This window comes from Streptomyces longisporoflavus (genome assembly GCF_014649775.1).
Classification (GTDB): Bacteria; Actinomycetota; Actinomycetes; order Streptomycetales; family Streptomycetaceae; genus Streptomyces; species Streptomyces longisporoflavus.
This window is the reverse complement of record NZ_BMTR01000012.1, coordinates 30,935-47,981: the sequence shown is the minus strand read 5'-3', so window position 1 is coordinate 47,981 and position 17,047 is coordinate 30,935. Positions and strand designations below refer to the sequence as shown.

15 protein-coding genes are annotated in these 17,047 nt (G+C 70.4%); 5 read left to right on the top strand and 10 right to left on the bottom strand.

Going from position 1 to position 17,047, the window contains the following annotated elements:
- Positions 1-35: 35 nt before the first annotated feature.
- Together IE226_RS24200 and IE226_RS24195 are read right to left on the bottom strand one after the other, a co-directional pair.
- Complete coding sequence (locus IE226_RS24200; RefSeq protein WP_190083456.1) at positions 36-917, bottom strand: alpha/beta hydrolase; 882 nt, start codon at positions 915-917, stop codon at positions 36-38.
- Positions 914-1,471, bottom strand: coding sequence for a quercetin 2,3-dioxygenase (locus tag IE226_RS24195; RefSeq protein WP_190083455.1), 558 nt, complete (start codon positions 1,469-1,471; stop codon positions 914-916). The genes IE226_RS24200 and IE226_RS24195 overlap by 4 nt, the downstream gene beginning before the upstream one ends.
- A 120-nt stretch (positions 1,472-1,591) precedes the next feature.
- Between IE226_RS24195 and IE226_RS24190 the strand changes: the two genes are divergently transcribed.
- Positions 1,592-2,080, top strand: a complete 489-nt coding sequence (locus IE226_RS24190) for a MarR family winged helix-turn-helix transcriptional regulator (RefSeq protein WP_190083454.1) — start codon at positions 1,592-1,594, stop codon at positions 2,078-2,080.
- 44 nt (positions 2,081-2,124) lie between these two features.
- Here IE226_RS24190 and IE226_RS24185 read toward each other — a convergent pair whose 3' ends face one another.
- Positions 2,125-3,282 (bottom strand): acyl-CoA dehydrogenase, encoded by a 1,158-nt coding sequence (locus IE226_RS24185; protein WP_190083453.1) that lies wholly within the window; start codon positions 3,280-3,282, stop codon positions 2,125-2,127.
- A gap of 189 nt (positions 3,283-3,471) precedes the next feature.
- On the opposite strand from IE226_RS24185, the gene IE226_RS24180 reads away from it, so the two are divergent.
- On the top strand, positions 3,472-4,815 hold the full coding sequence (locus IE226_RS24180) for a UDP-glucose dehydrogenase family protein (protein ID WP_190083452.1): 1,344 nt from the start codon (positions 3,472-3,474) through the stop codon (positions 4,813-4,815).
- A 66-nt stretch (positions 4,816-4,881) separates the two neighbouring features.
- Here the strand turns inward: IE226_RS24180 and IE226_RS24175 are convergent, their stop codons facing one another.
- Complete coding sequence (locus IE226_RS24175; RefSeq protein WP_190083451.1) at positions 4,882-5,391, bottom strand: CGNR zinc finger domain-containing protein; 510 nt, start codon at positions 5,389-5,391, stop codon at positions 4,882-4,884.
- A gap of 88 nt (positions 5,392-5,479) precedes the next feature.
- Between IE226_RS24175 and IE226_RS24170 the strand changes: the two genes are divergently transcribed.
- Positions 5,480-5,848: a VOC family protein gene (locus IE226_RS24170; protein WP_190083450.1), complete on the top strand. Its 369-nt coding sequence runs from the start codon at positions 5,480-5,482 to the stop codon at positions 5,846-5,848.
- A 21-nt stretch (positions 5,849-5,869) separates the two neighbouring features.
- On the opposite strand, the gene IE226_RS24165 is transcribed toward IE226_RS24170, so the two are convergent.
- Positions 5,870-7,027: a dipeptidase gene (locus IE226_RS24165; protein ID WP_190083449.1), complete on the bottom strand. Its 1,158-nt coding sequence runs from the start codon at positions 7,025-7,027 to the stop codon at positions 5,870-5,872.
- A 166-nt stretch (positions 7,028-7,193) separates the two neighbouring features.
- Entirely contained in the window at positions 7,194-8,531 is a 1,338-nt protein-coding gene (locus tag IE226_RS24160) for an LCP family protein (RefSeq protein WP_190083448.1), read from the bottom strand.
- Between the two features lie 129 nt (positions 8,532-8,660).
- Here IE226_RS24160 and IE226_RS24155 point away from each other — a divergent pair, with 129 nt between their 5' ends.
- A complete protein-coding gene (locus tag IE226_RS24155; protein WP_190083447.1) occupies positions 8,661-9,209 on the top strand; it encodes an acyl-CoA thioesterase in 549 nt (182 codons plus the stop codon).
- Between the two features lie 18 nt (positions 9,210-9,227).
- Here IE226_RS24155 and IE226_RS24150 read toward each other — a convergent pair whose 3' ends face one another.
- A complete protein-coding gene (locus tag IE226_RS24150) occupies positions 9,228-10,709 on the bottom strand; it encodes an LCP family protein (RefSeq protein ID WP_444546083.1) in 1,482 nt (493 codons plus the stop codon).
- Between the two features lie 162 nt (positions 10,710-10,871).
- Between IE226_RS24150 and IE226_RS24145 the strand changes: the two genes are divergently transcribed.
- Positions 10,872-11,912, top strand: a complete 1,041-nt coding sequence (locus tag IE226_RS24145) for a glycosyltransferase family 2 protein (protein WP_190083445.1) — start codon at positions 10,872-10,874, stop codon at positions 11,910-11,912.
- Positions 11,913-11,985: 73 nt separating this feature from the next.
- On the opposite strand, the gene IE226_RS24140 is transcribed toward IE226_RS24145, so the two are convergent.
- From IE226_RS24140 to IE226_RS24130, 3 genes are all read right to left on the bottom strand, one after another.
- Positions 11,986-13,626 carry an LCP family protein gene (locus IE226_RS24140; protein WP_190083444.1) on the bottom strand — a complete coding sequence of 547 codons (1,641 nt, stop codon included), beginning with the start codon at positions 13,624-13,626 and terminating at the stop codon, positions 11,986-11,988.
- Positions 13,627-13,719: 93 nt separating this feature from the next.
- Positions 13,720-15,450 carry an LCP family protein gene (locus IE226_RS24135; protein WP_190083443.1) on the bottom strand — a complete coding sequence of 577 codons (1,731 nt, stop codon included), beginning with the start codon at positions 15,448-15,450 and terminating at the stop codon, positions 13,720-13,722.
- Between the two features lie 227 nt (positions 15,451-15,677).
- Entirely contained in the window at positions 15,678-17,009 is a 1,332-nt protein-coding gene (locus IE226_RS24130) for an LCP family protein (protein WP_229871507.1), read from the bottom strand.
- Positions 17,010-17,047: the final 38 nt, after the last annotated feature.

Sequence of the window (17,047 nt, the reverse complement as noted above, 5' to 3'; positions counted from 1 at the left end):
CGCCCCACCCCGCTTTCTACGGCCCCCACGCCCCCCTACGTCACGAGCCCCCGCGCGAACCGCAGCGAGCTGACGAAAACCTCTTCCACCACGGCGTCGGGCGCTCCGTACCAGCCGTGGTCGGCGCCCGGCACCATGCGCAGTTCGACGCGGGTGCCCACCTCCCGCAGCCGCGCCGCGAGCGCCTCGCTGTGCGTGGCCGGGACCATCGTGTCCTGCTCGCCGTGGACCAGGAGGAAGGGCGGGGCGTCCCGGTGTGCCTGCGCGACGGGGCTGGCCGCGCGGGCACGCTCGGGCACGGATGCGGGCGCCGCGCCGAGCAGCAGAGCTTCCGGGGTCGCGGCGCTGTGCGGGTCGAACGGGCCGCGGGGGACGGTCAGGTCGCTCGGGGCGTACCAGATCACGGCTCCGGCGGCCGGGACCGCCGGGTCGAGCGCGAGCAGCGAGGCCAGGTGCCCGCCCGCGGACTCGCCCCACAGCACGGTGCGTGAGGTGTCGACGCCGAGCTCCGCCGCTCGGAGGGAGAGCCAGCGCAGCGCGGCCCGCAGGTCGTCGAGCGGGGCGGGAAAGCGGGCCTCGCCGCTGAGCCGGTAGTCGGCGCAGGCCACCGCGAAGCCCGCCGCGGCGATGCGTTGCAGCGGGCCGGGGGACCAGTGCCGGGTCCGCAGCCCCATGTCGTCACGGCGCCCGCGACGCCAGGCGCCGCCGTGCACGAAGAGGACCAGAGGGGCGGGCTCGTTTCCGGCGGCGGGCAGCCACAGGTCGAGTTCGAGCGGACGGCTGCCTTCGACTTCGCCGTACGGGACGCCGCGCAGGACCCGCACATCCGGCGCCGGGTGTGCGGCGGGCGGAAGGGGCGCGACGTCGGGGTGGGGTGCGGCGATCAGCTCCCGCAGGGCCGGGCCTGCCGGGCTCACCGGGTGCGCCACTGGTGCTCGGGCAGGAAGCGCACGTCGTACTGCTGGGGGACGGTGGCGAACTTGTCGGGCGTGGGCACGACGGGCTCGCGCGGCAGGCCGAGCCCTTCGGCGGGCGCCCCGAGCGTCTCGAAGAACCGCTCGAAGGTGCCGCCGGGGCCCGCGGCGACGCCGACGACCTGGCTGTGGTGGCGCTCCATGCGGTAGGCGTGCGGACAGTTCTTGGGCACGAAACCGAAGTCGCCGGGGGTCAGGAGCTTCTCCTGCTGCTCGCCGTCGAGGTCCTCGACGAAGAGGCGGACGGCGCCCTGGGTGACGTAGAAGACCTCGTACGTGTCGGGGTGCAGGTGGGCCGGGATGACGTTGCCCTTGGGGCCTTCGACGGTGAAGAAGTTGAAGCCGTTCTCGGTCTGCTCGCCGCCCGCGTAGATGGTGACCAGGTCGCCGAACAGATGGGCGCGGTCGCCCTCGCCCTTCTCGATGACGTAGGGCTTGCCCGGCTCGGCGGGGATGCGGGAGGCGCTCCGGTGGCGGGTGGCGTACTCGATCGTCATGGGCTCTCCCGGGGGTGCTGGAAAACGAGGGGATATCGAGGGGAAACGTCAGGCAGCCTGACATAGAGAGTCCATGAGGGGCAAGGGGCGACCGCTCCCGCGGACCCATAGGCTCTCGGCATGCACGCCACCGGCCGCAACCTCCCGCAACTCCTGGGCGACGCCCGCCGCTGGTTCGAGGACGCGCTCCTCGCGACCCTGGAGGAGGCGGGGGAGGCCCATGTCTCGCCGACCCAGGCGGGCCTCTTCGCCGTCCTCGACGAGCAGGGCACGACGGTCTCCGAGCTGGCCCGCCGGATGGGCGTCACCCGCCAGACGGCACACCAGGCGGTGCACGGCCTGGTCGCGGCGGGCCTCCTGGAGCAGGTCCCCGACCCCTCCTCCGGGCGCCAGCGGCTGATCCGCCGCACCGAGGAGGGCGCCCGTACGCACCACAGGGCGGAGCTGGTCCTGCGCCGCGTCGAGCGGGAGCTCGCCGACCGGATCGGCGAGCGGCAGGTGCGGGCGCTGCGGGCGGCGCTCGAACTCCCGTGGGGCGACCCGCCGGTCCTCGACCCGGTTGTCGCGCCGAACCAGGACCTGCGCAAAACGCAGCCGCCCTCCCCCTGAGGCAGGGGAAGGGCGGCTGATGCGGACCCGGGTACTGCTCCGGGTTACGGCAGGTTGCGGGCCATCACGATCCGCTGGACCTGGTTCGTGCCCTCGTAGATCTGCGTGATCTTCGCGTCGCGCATCATGCGCTCGACGGGGTAGTCACGGGTGTAGCCGTAGCCGCCGAGCAGCTGGACGGCGTCCGTGGTGACCTCCATCGCGACGTCCGAGGCGAAGCACTTGGCGGCAGCGCCCTGGAAGGTGAGGTCCGCGTCACCGCGCTCCGACTTGGCCGCCGCCGCGTACGTCAGCTGACGTGCGGCCTCGATCTTCATCGCCATGTCCGCGAGCATGAACTGCACGCCCTGGAAGTCGCCGATCGGCTTGCCGAACTGCTTGCGCTCCTGGACGTACCCCTTGGCGTAGTCCAGGGCGCCCTGCGCGATGCCGAGCGCCTGGGCCGCGATGGTGATGCGGGTGTGATCCAGGGTCTTCATCGCCGTGGCGAAGCCCGTGCCCTCCTCGCCGATCATGCGGTCGGCGGGGATGCGGACGTTGTCGAAGTAGACCTCGCGGGTCGGCGAACCCTTGATGCCGAGCTTCTTCTCCGGGGCGCCGAAGGAGACACCCTCGTCCGACTTCTCGACGACGAAGGCCGAGATGCCCTTCGAGCGCTTGGTCGGGTCGGTCACGGCCATCACCGTGTAGTACTCGGAGACGCCCGCGTTCGTGATCCAGCGCTTCACGCCGTTGAGGACCCAGGAGTCGCCGTCACGGACGGCCTTCGTCTTCATGCCCGCCGCGTCCGAACCGGCGTCCGGCTCGGAGAGGCAGTACGAGAACATGCCCTCGCCCTTGGCGAGCGGCGTCATGTACTTCTTCTTCAGCTCCTCGGACCCGGAGAGGATCACGGGGAGCGAGCCCAGCTTGTTCACGGCCGGGATCAGGGAGGACGAGGCACAGACGCGGGCCACCTCCTCGATCACGATGACCGTGGCGAGCGCGTCGGCGCCGGTGCCGCCGTAGCTCTCCGGTACGTGCACGGCGTGCAGGTCGGAGGAGACGAGGGCGTCGAGCGCCTCCTGCGGGAAGCGGGCCTCCTCGTCGACCGCGGCGGCGAAGGGTGCGATCTTCGCCTCGGAGAGCGATCGGATCGCGTCGCGGAGCATGTCGTGCTCCTCGGACGGGCGGTACAGGTCGAAATCAGCCGATCCGGCCAAGGTTTCTCACGCTCCAAGGACGCTAATTACCGTTAAGTAACCCAAATTTTAGAGGGCGGCTCACACGAGGGATACGTGAGCTTGCCGACAGCGGGCAGTCGGCGGTTGCCAATGGCGGAAACGTGCCCGGTCAAGGGCCCGACTATGCTCGGGCACCGCACTGACGGCCGTAGACCCCTGGAGCACCGCATGGCCCTCAAGATCACCGTGATCGGCACCGGCTACCTCGGTGCGACGCACGCCGCGGCCATGGCCGAGCTCGGTTTCGAGGTGCTCGGCCTCGACGTCGTGCCTGAGAAGATCGAGATGCTGCAGCGGGGCGAGGTCCCCATGTACGAGCCCGGCCTTGAGGAGCTGCTGCGCAAGCACGTCGCCGGGATCGAGGGCTCCAGCGGGCGGCTGCGCTTCACCATGGACTTCGCCGAGGTCGCGGCCTTCGGCGACGTGCACTTCGTCTGCGTGAACACCCCGCAGAAGCACGGCGAGTACGCCTGCGACATGAGCTACGTCGACAGCGCCTTCGCGCAGCTCGCCCCGCATCTGACGCGGCCCGCGCTGGTCGTCGGCAAGTCGACCGTGCCGGTCGGCTCGGCGGACCGCCTCGCGCGCGAGCTGGCCGCGAACGCTCCGGCGGGCGCCGAGGCCGAGCTGGCCTGGAACCCGGAGTTCCTCCGCGAGGGCTTCGCCGTGAAGGACACGCTGCACCCGGACCGCATCGTCGTCGGCGTCCGCAGCGCGCACGCCGAGAAGCTGCTCCGCGAGGTGTACGCGGGGCCGATCGGCGAGGGTTCGCCCTTCGTCGTGACGGACTTCCCGACCTCCGAGCTGGTGAAGACCGCGGCCAACTCCTTCCTGGCCACGAAGATCTCGTTCATCAACGCCATGGCCGAGGTGTGCGAGGCCGCGGGCGGCGATGTCGTGAAGCTGGCGGAGGCGCTCGGTTACGACGACCGGATCGGCAAGAAGTTCCTGCGGGCCGGCATCGGCTTCGGCGGCGGCTGCCTGCCCAAGGACATCCGGGCGTTCATGGCGCGGGCGGGCGAACTGGGCGCGGACCAGGCGCTGACGTTCCTCCGTGAGATCGACTCCATCAACATGCGCCGGCGCGGGCAGATGGTGGAGATGGCGCGCGAGGCACTGGGCGGCGGGTCCTTCCTGGGCAAGCGGGTCGCGGTCCTCGGGGCCACGTTCAAGCCGGACTCGGACGACGTACGTGACTCGCCCGCGCTGAACGTCGCCGGGCAGATCCACCTCCAGGGCGGCCAGGTCACCGTGTACGACCCCAAGGGCATGGAGAACGCGGGCAGGCTCTTCCCGACGCTGGCGTACGCGGAGTCGGCCGTGGAGGCGGTGCGGGGCGCGGACGTCGTGCTGCACCTGACCGAGTGGCGCGAATTCCGCGAGCTGGACGCGCAGGCCCTGGGCGAGGTGGCCTCGAACCGCCTCATCCTGGACGGCCGCAACGCGCTGGACCCGGAGATCTGGCGGGCGGCGGGGTGGACTTACCGGGCGATGGGCAGGCCGGGGGCCTGATCCAGCCCGTCCGGCGTTCGAGGACGAACCCGGCGGAGCCGGTGATCAACGGTGTGCACCGCTCCGTCAGGCCTTCCGTGCCCGGTACGCCCGCATTTTGGCGCGGGCCCCGCACACCCCCATGTCGCACCACCGGCTCCGGCCCGCCGGGCTGCGGTCGTAGTAGGCCCAGTGGCAGTCGGGGGCCTCGCAGGCCTTGAGGCGGGTCCAGGTGTCGGATGCCGCCCCCTCCGCGATGGCCGCCGCCACCCGTGACAGCAGCGGTGACGGGTCGGCCGGGGTGAGTGACGCCGAGCCGTCACCGGCGGAGATTCGCACCAACAGCGGTGCTGCGGCGAGGAGTTGACCCAGTGGCGGGGCGTCCGCGTGCGGCCCGTGTCCCGCGTGGGCCAGGCATGCCACGCGTAGCGACTCCCGTAGTTCGCGCGCGGCCGCCACCTCCGCGCCCGGCGCGAGGCCGAACGGCGCGCGTCCCTCCGCGGTGTCGAGTGCGTCCGCGCCCGACTCCAGGTCCAGCGTGTTCACCAGCGCCTGGATCAGCGCGAGGCCGCCCGGAGCGGGTGCTCTCTCATTCATGGTTGCGACGTTACCCCCAATGGGGGAGCATGCAGTAACCGCGTTACTCGTAGACATCGGCTACCGGTAACCAGACGGAGGAGAAGTCATGCCCCTCGCCAAACTCGGCGTCGTCGTACTCGACTGTCCCGACCCTCTCGCGCTCGCCGGCTTCTACGCCGCCGCCCTCGGCGGCACCCTCAAGGACGACGGTGACGGCTGGGTCGCCCTCGAAGGCCACGGCGGCACCCCGCTCGCCTTCCAGGCCGCCCCCGGCCACGTACCCCCGAAGTGGCCGGAGGCCGGCCGCTCGCAGCAGTTCCACCTGGACCTCGAAGTGCCGCGGGCGGAGCTCGACGCCGTCGAGAAGGAGGTGCTCGCGCTCGGCGCCACCGTGCTCGACGCCGAGGACCGCGCCCGCGGCTTCCGGGTGTACGCCGACCCGGCCGGACACCCGTTCTGCCTCTGCGCCTGCTAGCGGGCCGGCAGGAGCAGCCTGCTAGGAGGCGGCCTGCCGGCGCCGTCTCTCCCGCGCCGCCCGCGCCGCGAAGTCCGCGCCGCGCAGCACCCGTTGGACGTTGCCCCAGGTAAGGCGGGCGAGGTCCGCGTCGGGCCAGCCGCGCTCGACGAGCTCGGCGATGAGGTACGGGTAGTGCGAGGCGTCGCCCAGTCCGTCGGGGTGCGCGTCCGGGGTGTCGTACATCCCCGAGAGCCCCACGGACTCCGGCCCCGCGAGCCGGCGTACGTGTTCGAGATGGTCCGCCACCTCGCGGATCGAGGAACCCGTCTGCTCGGCCGCCAGGGGCACCAGGCACAGGCCCTTGGCGGCGCCGAGCGCGGCGAGCAGGTCGTCCGGCAGGTTCGCCGGTACGTCCCGCAGCGCGCGGGCCCCCGAGCGGGCGAAGAGCACCGGCGCCCTGGAGACGGCGAGCACCCGGCGGGCCGTGGCGTCGGAGGCCCCGGAAAGCTCGGCGAGCACCCCGAGCCGGTTCAGCTCGCGCACCACTTCATCGCCGAACGGACTCAGCCCCTGGGGGCCCGCCCATGACGTGCCGGAGAGCGTCAGCGAGCACAGGCCGAGGGCGTGCAGCGCGCGCAGGACGGCCAGCGAGTCACCGACGGCCTCGGCGCGCGCGGGGCCGAGCAGCGTGGCGATGCGGCCGCAGTGCCGGGCGTCGGCCACCTCGGACGCCGACGAGGCGAGGCGCAGCCCCTCGGAGTGGCCGCGGACGACCTGCTTGGCGAGGTCGAGCTGTTCGAGCGTCGCGCCGAGCACACGGTCACCGGTGACGGTCTCCGGGACGTGCAGGGACCAGAACTGCGCCCCCACGCCGCCTTCGCGCAGCCGCGGCACATCGCCGTCCACGGCGCTGTCACCGAGCTCCAGGTCGTACCAGGGAAGTGCCCGCAGCGCCCACGGCAGTCCGCTGTAGCCGTCGGCGACGGGATGCGCGGCGAGCAGCGCGCGGGCCCGCCCGAGCGGGTCGGGGACGCAGGGTTCCGGTTTGGGCAGCAGCTCTTCGAGCGCCGCTCCGGCCGCCTTTACGTGTACCGGTCCGGCTTCGAGGTCGTCGGATATGGGCGGGGTTCCAGGGGCCGGCCGGTCGAGAGCTCCGGCTGCGGCGGTGTCGTCGAGATCGACCTGCAGATCTGCCATTGGCGTGCTCCGGGCGTCAGGTGGGGTCCGGTCCACCGTGACACGCGGGAGCCGCGCCTTCGCGGCGGGCGGAGCGTTCGGGGTACGGCGCGGTGTCCGCGGCATGCGAGGGGGCCCCGCCGATCCCGGCGGGGCCCCCTCCACGTACGTGCGAAGCGCCTCGGACTCAGCCGCCCGAGACCGTCACCTTCTCGTCGTTGTTCAGCTGCTCCACCATCTGCTTGACCTTGGCCTTGTCCCACAGAAGGTTGCCGCCGGCGGAGCCCGCGAGCGGCATGTTCATGGACTTGCCGTCGCCGCCCGTGACGCCCTTCATCGCCCAGAACATGGACGCCACGTCGAACAGGCCCATGTCCTTGTCGACGATCAGCGTGTCCAGGCCCGCGCTCATCGTGGGGTAGAGCTTGAACGGGTTCATGACCGTGCCCGGCGTCGCCGCCTGGTTGGCCAGGGCCGCGAGGAACTTCTGCTGGTTCTTCGTGCGGTCCAGGTCGCTGCCCTTCAGGGCGTAACGCGTACGGACGAAGGCCAGGGCCTCCTTGCCGTCGAGGGTCTGCTTGCCCGCCTCGAAGTCGGCGCCGGACTTCTCGTCCTTGAAGCCCTCGGGGATGTCCATCTCGACGCCGCCGACCGCGTCCACGATCTCGGCGAAGCCGCCGAAGCCGATCTCGGCGTAGTGGTCGATCCTGAGGCCGGTGTTGTACTCGACGGTGCGCACGAGCAGCTCGGGGCCGTCCTCGGCGTACGCCGCGTTGAGCTTCGTCTGGCGGCCCTGGTTCGGGTAGAGCTTGCCGGACTCGGCGCCCTTGAAGGACGGGATCGTCACGTTCGAGTCGCGGGGGAGCGAGATCATCGTGTTCCCGCCGTCGTCCGCGACGTGCAGGATCATCATCGAGTCGGTGCGCTTGCCCTCGGCGGAGCCGGTGTGGAGGTCCTTCTTGTCCTGGTCGGACATGCCCTCGCGGCTGTCGGAGCCGACGATCAGGTAGTTCGTGCCGTCGCCGCCGTCGGGGCGCTCGATGACCTTGGAGAGGTCGACCTCGCGCTTGAGCTTGGAGTCGGCCCAGAAGTACGTGCCGACGGAGACCGCGACAAGGACCACGACCAGGGTGATCGAGCCGATCTTGATGCGGCGCCGCCAGTTCGGGGCGGGGCGCGGGGCACGGGTGGCGTAACCGTCGCCGCCGCCCTGGCCGCCGTTGCCCTGGCCGTTCGGCGAGCCGTAGACCTGACCGGTGTTGTAGCCGCTGTCGTACCCGTCGTCGTACGAGCCCTGGCGGGGCGTGCGGGGCTCGAACATGTCGTCGCGCGCGTCGCCGTACCGCTGGCCGGAGCCGTCGTCGTACGAGTGCTGCTGCGGGACACCGCCCGCCTGCTGCCGGCCCGGCCGGCCGGACGGGCCGCCGCGCTGGACATGCCGCATCCTGCGGGCGCCCTCAGGCTGTGCGCTCCCGCTGCCACGGCCGTATCCTCGGCCGCCCTGGTCGTCAGGCCAATCGCTCATGCGGACCAGTGTGCCGTCTGCGGGAGGGCGCCTCACAGGGCAGGGGGGATTTCGGTTCAGGGCTGTTGCAGAGCTGATGCAAAGCGACCGGGGGCGGCCCGGGCAGGTGCCGGACATAGGGTGGAGCCCATGACAGACCTGGCCCCCGGCACGGAATCGAATATTCCGGGCAAGCCGACTTCGGCGTCCCGTACGACTCTCAGCCACATCATGACCCACGCCGACACCAACCTCCTCGGGACGGTGCACGGCGGTGTGATCATGAAACTGGTGGACGACGCGGCGGGGGCCGTGGCGGGACGGCACTCGGGCGGGCCCGCGGTCACCGCGTCCATGGACGAGATGGCGTTCCTGGAGCCGGTGCGCGTCGGCGACCTCGTCCATGTGAAGGCGCAGGTGAACTGGACCGGGCGCAGCTCCATGGAGGTCGGCGTCCGGGTGCTCGCCGAGCGCTGGAACGAGTCGACGCCCGCGCAGCAGGTGGGCTCCGCGTATCTCGTCTTCGCCGCCGTCGACGCGGACGGCAAACCGCGGACCGTGCCGCCGGTGCTCCCGGAGACCGAGCGGGACCGGCGCCGGTACCAGGAGGCGCAGATCCGGCGCACGCACCGTCTCGCGCGGCGCCGGGCCATCAAGGAGCTGCGGCAGGCGCGTGCCGCCGAGGGGCTCCAGGACTGAGCCCCCGGCACTCCCGGCCTAGCGGCACGTCACCTGGTCGCCGGTCAGCGCGCCGAACTCGCCCTGATAGGCGTCCTCCGCCTGTACCGGCCTGACCTGCTTGAAGTCCTGGCCCGCGAACACCTTCAGGGTCGAGCCGAGGCCGTTCACCGGCTTCATGATGCTGCCGGGCAGCGCGGTCGCCAGGGACTTCGCCGAACGGTCCCAGCGCGGGTCGTACGCCACGACCGTGCGCTTGAGCGGCGCGCCCGGCCAGTTGCCCGGAGCCCGCGTCGTCCGGAAGCCGGTGGACCGCAGCGCGCTGTCGACCAGCTTGCCGAGGCCGGGCTTGCCCGTGCCGTTGTCGACCTGCACGCGGATCTGCTGCGGGGACACGTCGACGATGGCCCGCTTGGCGTGGTGCGCGGCGAGGGGACGGTCCGCGCGGATCGCGTCGAAGAGTTTCACGGACTTCTCCGGGTCCCACTTCAGCGTCGACCCGATGCCCGGCACGTTCACGCCCTTGTCGAGCAGCGGCACCGTGGTGAACTCCGACGAACGCGGCGAGAAGCCGCGCATCGCACGGCCCAGCGAGAGCATTTCGTTCGTGCCGAAGCCGCCGTCGGCCCGGACCGAGCTGAGCAGCGTCCTGGTCACGTCGCGGAACTTGAGCGGGTTGAGCAGCACCCCGCTGCCGGTGGCCTTGGAGATCAGCGCCGCCAGGAACCGCTGCTGGCGGCGCATCCGCCCCAGGTCGGACGAGCCGTCGACGTGCCGCGTGCGGACGTACTGCAGTGCGGCGCCGCCGTTGAGGGTGTGCATGCCGACGGGCAGGTTGAGTCCGGTGTACGAGTCCTTGAGCGGGCGGGCCGTGCAGATCTCGACGCCGCCGAGCACGTCCACGGTCTTCATGAAGCTGGTGAAGTCGACCTCCAGATAGTGGTCGATCTTTACCTTCGTCATGTTCTCGACGGTCCGCACGGTGAGGTTGGCGCCGCCCTCCGCGTACGCCGCGTTCATCTTGACCGGATGCGGCTTGTGCTTCTCGCCGGAGTTCCGGTCGACGTGCTCGGGCATCTCGGCGTAACTGTCCCGGGGCAGGCTCACGACGCTGGCGCGGTTCCTGTCCTCCGAGATGTGCACGATCATGATCGTGTCCGTGCAGTGGCAGGGCGCTCCGCCCAGGCGGTACTTCTGCTTGTCCGCATCGGTGATCTTGTCGCGGCCGTCGGTGCCCACCAGCAGGAAGTTCATGCCGGTGCCCCCCTTCGGCCGGTTCTTCATGTCCTTGAAGGCGTCGACCCGGTCGATCTTGGTGTCGAGGCTCGTGACGACGGCGTGCCCGATCCCGGCCGCCGCGAGCACCGTCACGGAGAACACCGTCGCCGCCCGCGTGACCCAGCGTGGCCGCCTGCGCCGCTTGACCTGCCGACCCGCGGGCTGCTGCACGGGCTGCCTCGCGCGTGGCGGGCGTTGGCCACGCGGTGGCGGGGTCGGGTAGCGGCGGGGCGGTGTGGGCACGTGAGAGGACACCTCCGCGGTGACGGGCCTGGCCGGAACGGGTGGGGGAAGGTCTCGATGGGCCGGGGGATGCCAGAACCGTAGGCCCATACGATCTGCGACCCGGGGCAGCAGGCCGGGCGGCGCGCGCCGGTGTCCCCCATTCGCGGTAACGTGACGCCGATGAACGCGACGCCCCACGTGCAGCTTCCTGCCGTTTCCGTGATCATGCCGGTGCTCAACGAGGAACGGCATCTGCGTGCTGCCGTCTCCGCGATCCTCGAACAGGATTACGACGGTGAGATGGAGGTCGTCGTCGCGCTCGGTCCCTCCACGGACCGCACCGACGAGATCGCCGCCGAACTGGTCGCCGAGACCGCGGGCAACCGCGCGAAGGTGCAGACCGTCCCGAACCCCACGGGCCGCACGCCCGCGGCCCTGAACGCCGCGATCAAGGCCTCAAGCCACCCGATCGTGGTGCGCGTGGACGGCCACGGCATCCTCTCGCCCGGCTACATCGCGACGGCCGTACGCCTCCTGGAGGAGACCGGCGCGCAGAACGTCGGCGGCATCATGCACGCCGAGGGCGAGAACGACTGGGAGCACGCGGTCGCCGCCGCCATGACGTCGAAGATCGGCGTGGGCAACGCGGCCTTCCACACCGGTGGCGAGGCCCAGCAGGCGGAGACCGTGTATCTGGGGGTCTTCCGCCGCGAGGCCCTCGAACAGCAGGGCGGCTACAACGAAGAGTTCATCCGCGCCCAGGACTGGGAGCTGAACTTCCGCATCCGCGAGGCGGGCGGCCTCATCTGGTTCTCGCCCGAGCTGAAGGTGCAGTACCGCCCCCGGCCGAGCGTGAAGGCCCTCGCCAAGCAGTACAAGGACTACGGCCGCTGGCGGCACGTCGTCGCCCGCTACCACGAGGGCTCCATCAACCTGCGCTACCTCGCGCCGCCGACCGCGGTCTGCGCGATCGCGGCGGGTGTGGTCGTCGGCGCCCTGGTCACCCCCTGGGGCTTCGTCGTCCCCGGCGGCTACTTGGCGGCGATCGTGGCGGGCTCGCTGCCCGCGGGCAAGGGGCTTCCGCTGAAGGCGCGCCTCCAGATCCCGGTGGCGCTCGCGACCATGCACATGTCGTGGGGCTGGGGCTTCCTGACCAGCCCGCGCTCGCTCGCCAAGAAGGTCATCGCCTCCCGGCGCCCGGCTGTCCTCAGCGAGGCCTGAGGCACCGTTCCGGCCAGGCCCGGACACAGCCGGAGAGACCCGGCCCGCCACCGGCGGGCCGGGTCTCTCCGTGTCACTCCCAGGTGAACTTCGGGTTCACGTGCATGCAGGCCTTCTTGTCCGAGCCGTTGAGCGCGTCGGCCGAATCAGGCGTCTTGTCGTCCTGCTTCTGCTTGGGGTAGGTGTTGCCCTCCCGCCAGTCGGCGCCGACGACCAGGGTCACCCCGGAGACGTCCGTCGACTTCTTCACCGAACTCAGCTTCATGCCGAGGGACTTGGCGACCCGCTGGGCGTCGCCCTCCAGTTCGGCGCTGGGGAACATGACGACGGTCTTCTCCCGAGCGAGGACCGTCGTCGAATCGGCCGTCGCCTTGGCGAAGCCCTTCCCCGCGAGGAGCTGGGTGATCGTGGACGCCCGCCCGCTCACCGGGGGCTCGGTGTCCGAACGGGTGCCGTTCTGCACTCGCACCGCGATTTCGGCGTCGTCGGCCGCCGGGTCGTCCGAGACCTTCTCCTTGGCGGGCTTCTTCCTGCCCTTGCCGTCCAGCGGGATGTCGTCGCGTACGAGGCGGAAGAGCTGCTCGGCGTCGCCCGGCTTGGGGATCACGCGCGCGCCCACGTACTCGTACGGCATGGTCGTCATCGTGGTCCGCTCCGGCGAGACCTTCTTGAGCTCGTTGCTCAGGTCGAAGAGCTTCTTCACGCTGCCGAGGCCCTCGTCGACCTTGAGCGCGCCGGTAGCGGTCTCGGCGAGCTTGCGCAGCTTGTTGGGGCTGCTCAGACCGGCGTTCTCGCGCAGCTCGCGCACGAGCGAGTTCATGTACATGTGCTGGGCCTTGGCGCGGCTGATGTCGCTGCCGTCGTCGAAGCCGTAGCGCGTACGCAGCCACTGCAGGGCCTGTTCGCCCTTGATGGACGTGGTGCCCTTCTCGAGCTTCAGTCCCGAACCGTGGCCCTGGCTGTCGCGCGAGTGGATGTTGGCGTCCACGCAGACGGGCACGCCGCCGATGGCGTCGGCCATGTCGACCACACCCGCGAAGTCCACCTCCATGAAGTGGTTGATGTGGATGTTCGTGAGCTTCTCCCAGGTGGCCACCGTGCAGCCGGGGCCGCCGCGGCCGAGCGTCTGGTTCGTCATCGTCCGCTGCGTGGACGCCTCGTAGACCTTGCCGTCGTCGGGGTCGGTGCACTTGGGGATGTCCAGGAGCGTGTCGCGCGGCATGCTGATGACCGACATGTTGGTGCGGTCGGCCGACAGGTGCAGCAGCATCTGGACGTCGGCGAGCGGCGTGCCGCCGAAGGTCTCCTTGGCGCCGCCGAGCTTCTGGTTCTCCTTGGAGTCCCGCGCGTCCGAGCCGATGAGCAGGATGTTCAGCGGAGTCTGCCCCGCGGCGTTCGGCGTGGGTTCGGGGGCCCGGTCCTCGCCGATGTTCAGCTCGTCGGTCTCCAGGTTGTTGTTCAGGTGCTGGTACCAGAGGTATCCGACGCCGGCCGTGCCGAGGATCAGCACCGACAGGATCGTCGCCGACCAGCGGAGTATCCGGCGTCTGGGACGCGGTGCCCGCGGGCCGCCGTTCCCGCCGCGGTGCCGCTGCTTCCCGCCGTCCGCCGACGGTTTCCCGCCCTCGTCCCGCGGGCCTTCTTCCAAGCCAAGATCACTGGCGTGCGGGGCGCGTTGTCGCGCCCCCTCCCCACGCACGCTGCTCTTCCCCATCCCCTGCCCCTCCCCGCGCCCCCCGGCGCTCCCCGCGCCAGCCCGAATTACGGCCATCCTGCGCCTTGTCAGACGCAGAATGGCCGCTTCAGGTCACTTGGCACACACAGTCTTGTCCGCTTCGACCTTCTGGATGTCCTTCGGCGCCTTCGCCGGAGCACTGATCGAAACCCCGGCTCCCTTGAAGTCGCCGCCGAGCGTCAGTTTGATGGCGGGGAGACCCTGCGAGTTCTTCTCGCTCTTGCCGGGCTTCATCGCGGAGCCGGAGAGCCCCATGACGTCGGCGAGCCGCCGGGCCTGATCGGCCTGGTCGGGGGCGTACTCCAGCGTCGTCTTCTTGAGTTCGGACGGCGCGTTGCCGAGCTGGCTGGCTTTGGACATGCCCTCAGTGTTCTGCAAGTACGTGAGAGTTGCCTGAGCGGCGCCGGTCTTGCCGCTGCCGTTGTAGATGTTGACCCGCACATCGGCGGCGGCGGACTTCTTGCCCTTGAGGCGTGCGGCGACCGCCGCCTTCTCCTTCTTCTCCTTCTTCTTCACCGCGGTGAGCGACTCGTCGGCGCGCATCATGGCGAACAGCGGGTCGGCCTTGGCCTTGTTCACCACGACCGTCGTGTGGACCTTCTCCGCCGGGTTGTCGACCACGGGCACGGTCGCGAACGTCAGGTTCTTCATGTCGAGCTTGCCGAGCTCCATGCCCAGGTCACGGAGTCTCATTATGTCAGCGATCTTGGAGTCGACCGTGAGCGCCTCGGTGCCCGCTTCCGCGAGGTCGATCATCTTCTTCGGGTTCGTGAGCGTGTCGTTCGACTTGAGCTTGCGCATCAGCGAGCTGAGGAACTGCTGCTGGAGCTCGATGCGGCTCAAGTCGCCGCCGGTGCCCACGGAGTGCCGCGTACGGACGAACGCCAGGGCCTGCTCGCCCTCGATGGTGTGCTCGCCCTTGGGCAGCTTCAGGTGCGAGTCCGGGTCGTCGATGTCCTTGGCAAGACAGACGTCCACGCCGCCGACCGCGCTGGAGAGCGTCTTGACCGCGTTGAAGTCCGCCACCATGAAGTGGTCGGGGACTATCCCGGTGATCTCCGTGACCGTACGCATGGTGCAGCTCGGCGTGCGGTCCTTCTGCCCGAGGCTCTCGTTGAAGCGAGCGCCCTTCGTGCCGGTGATCGTCTTCTTGCTGCCGTCCTCCATCGTCGTCGGGCAGTCCGGAATGTCCGTGATCATGTCACGCGGAATGCTCAACGCGGTGGCGTTCGTGCGGTCCTTGGAGACGTGCAGCAGGATCGTCGTGTCGGCGTGGCCGACGCTCCCCTTGTCGCCGTACTTCTCGTTGCCCTCGCCGCTGCGCTTGTCCGTGCCCATCACCAGGATGTTGATGGCGCGGTCCTTGCTGAAGCCGCCGGTGCTCGCGCCGTCGTCGGCGATCGAATTGATGTTGTCGTTGAGGTGCTGGTAGTAGAGGTACCCGCCGGTGCCCGCGGCGACCAGGGCGAAGGCGAGGGAGCCGCCCGTCCACATCAGGGCCTTCTTGCCCTTGGACTTCTTCGGCTTCTGCTTGCGCCGTCCGCCCGCGGCCTCCGGCTGCGGAGGCCGCCGTCTGCGCTGCGGCGGCACGTCCCGCTGCTCGTCACGGCGCTCGTCGCGGCGGCCGTCACGGCCGCGCGTTCCCTGGCGTGGCGAGGACCGCGTAGATCTGCGGGGTCCGGGCACCGCCGACTGCCCTCCGGAGGGGGTCAGTCGCAGTTCGTAGTCGCCGGTGTTCGGGTTGAGCACCCACTGGTCTGCGGGATCGATGTTCTCCGCCCGCCCACGGCCTTGCGCGTCCACGGTTGTTTGCGTCCTCCGTCGGGGCCACGCGGCGCCTTTCCCCCCTCAGTCAAGGCGCTCGGTCAGTCGTCAAGCGGTGCGCGGCCGCGAAGGGCCGGGCGCACCGGATCGCTCACACTATCCGGCCAGTTCAGCGCTGAACGACGTCGGTGACAAATTCCACTCCCCTACAACTGGGCAATCCGCCCTATTTCTTTGTGCGGGCGGTCTTGCGCTTGAGCATGGCTTTACTCGCAGGTCGTTCCGGCAGCCGTGTTGCCGCGGAATGTGGGAGCGGGGCTCGGCGTATCGGCGGGGTCGTCCGGCTTCTCGTCGCTCTCGTAGTCGTACTCGTCGTATCCGTCGGACTCGCTGTACTCGTCGTCCCCGCCGGGCTCCGATGTGCCGCTCCGGCCGCTCTCCGCCTGTTCGTTGCCGGTGCTCGGCTCGGGCTCCTCGGGTGACACCTGGAGGGGTTCGTCCGTGCGCAGACGCGAGAAAAGGCCGGACGCCGCGGGCTGGACGAGTTCATCCCGATTGGCGTCGTAGGCATAGGACCGCCGCGGCACCGTGAGGAACTGCACCTGTTCTGTGGGGATGTTGCGCATGCCGCGCACCAGTTCGTACAAACCACGCAAACTCGCCAGCGCGGGGTCCGTCGTCAGCGAAGAAGTGGCCGCGTCGAGTACGGGATAGAGCTTCCCCGGATTGAGCAGGACGTCATTGCTCTGCACCTTGTTGACGAGTGCCGCGAGGAACTGCTGCTGGCGGTCCATCCGGTCGGTGTCGCTGCCGTTGCCGATGCTCTTGCGGGCCCGCACATAGCCGAGCGCCTGTTCGCCGTTGAGGGTCTGCATGCCCGCGGCGATCTTCAGATGGGCGTCGGAGTCGTTGATCGGCCGCCTGAGGCAGACCTGTACGCCGTCGACCGCGTCGACCATGTCCTTGAACCCGGCGAAGTCCACGACCATGTGATGGTCGACACGGATCTTCGTCATCTTCTCGATCGTACGAATGGTGCAGGCCGTCCCGCCGGCTTGGTACGCCCAGTTGAACTGGGCGAACCGCGCCCGCGTCCGCGAGCCGTCCGGCTTGCGGCAACTGGGCAGGTCCACCATCACGTCCCGCGGGATCGACACCGCGGTCGCGCTCTTCCGGTCGGCCGCCAGGTGCAGCAGGATCGTGGTGTCCGAGCGCTGGGTGCCCCGATCGCGGCCGTACTTCTTGTTGCCCCGGCCGGCCCGGGTGTCGGAGCCGATGAGCAGGATGTTCTGCGCGCCGTGCACCAGGGCTGTCGGGCGTTCCTTCTCGTAGCGGGCCAGCTCGGCGGCGGCGTCCGTGTCCTTGGTGATGTTGCCGTCGAGCTTCTTGTAGATCGCCCACCCGGCGCCCCCGGCCACCAGGACGACCCCGGCCGCCCCCACGGCCGTCCAGCGCAGCCAGCGCCGCCTGCGCCGGGCGATGCCCTCACCGGTGGGGCTGGAGCCCGCGCCGGGTGCGTGTGTGCCCGGCGGCTCAGGCAGGGCCCCGTCCGGGTCCGGGCGATCCGGTCCGGCGGGCATGCCTGCGGTGTCGGACACGTATACGTCCACCCCTCATCGCGACGTCGGTGCAAGGT

Bases quoted from the DNA above. Each gene is read 5' to 3' on its own strand.
- IE226_RS24175 (WP_190083451.1), bottom strand. From the start codon at position 5,391: ATGAATGAGAGAGCACCCGCTCCGGGCGGCCTCGCGCTGATCCAGGCG.
- IE226_RS24195 (WP_190083455.1), bottom strand. From the start codon at position 1,471: ATGACGATCGAGTACGCCACCCGCCACCGGAGCGCCTCCCGCATCCCC.
- IE226_RS24140 (WP_190083444.1), bottom strand. From the start codon at position 13,626: ATGGGGAAGAGCAGCGTGCGTGGGGAGGGGGCGCGACAACGCGCCCCG.
- IE226_RS24180 (WP_190083452.1), top strand. From the start codon at position 3,472: ATGGCCCTCAAGATCACCGTGATCGGCACCGGCTACCTCGGTGCGACG.
- IE226_RS24155 (WP_190083447.1), top strand. From the start codon at position 8,661: ATGACAGACCTGGCCCCCGGCACGGAATCGAATATTCCGGGCAAGCCG.
- IE226_RS24145 (WP_190083445.1), top strand. From the start codon at position 10,872: ATGAACGCGACGCCCCACGTGCAGCTTCCTGCCGTTTCCGTGATCATG.
- IE226_RS24160 (WP_190083448.1), bottom strand. From the start codon at position 8,531: ATGAGCGATTGGCCTGACGACCAGGGCGGCCGAGGATACGGCCGTGGC.
- IE226_RS24190 (WP_190083454.1), top strand. From the start codon at position 1,592: ATGCACGCCACCGGCCGCAACCTCCCGCAACTCCTGGGCGACGCCCGC.
- IE226_RS24170 (WP_190083450.1), top strand. From the start codon at position 5,480: ATGCCCCTCGCCAAACTCGGCGTCGTCGTACTCGACTGTCCCGACCCT.
- IE226_RS24165 (WP_190083449.1), bottom strand. From the start codon at position 7,027: ATGGCAGATCTGCAGGTCGATCTCGACGACACCGCCGCAGCCGGAGCT.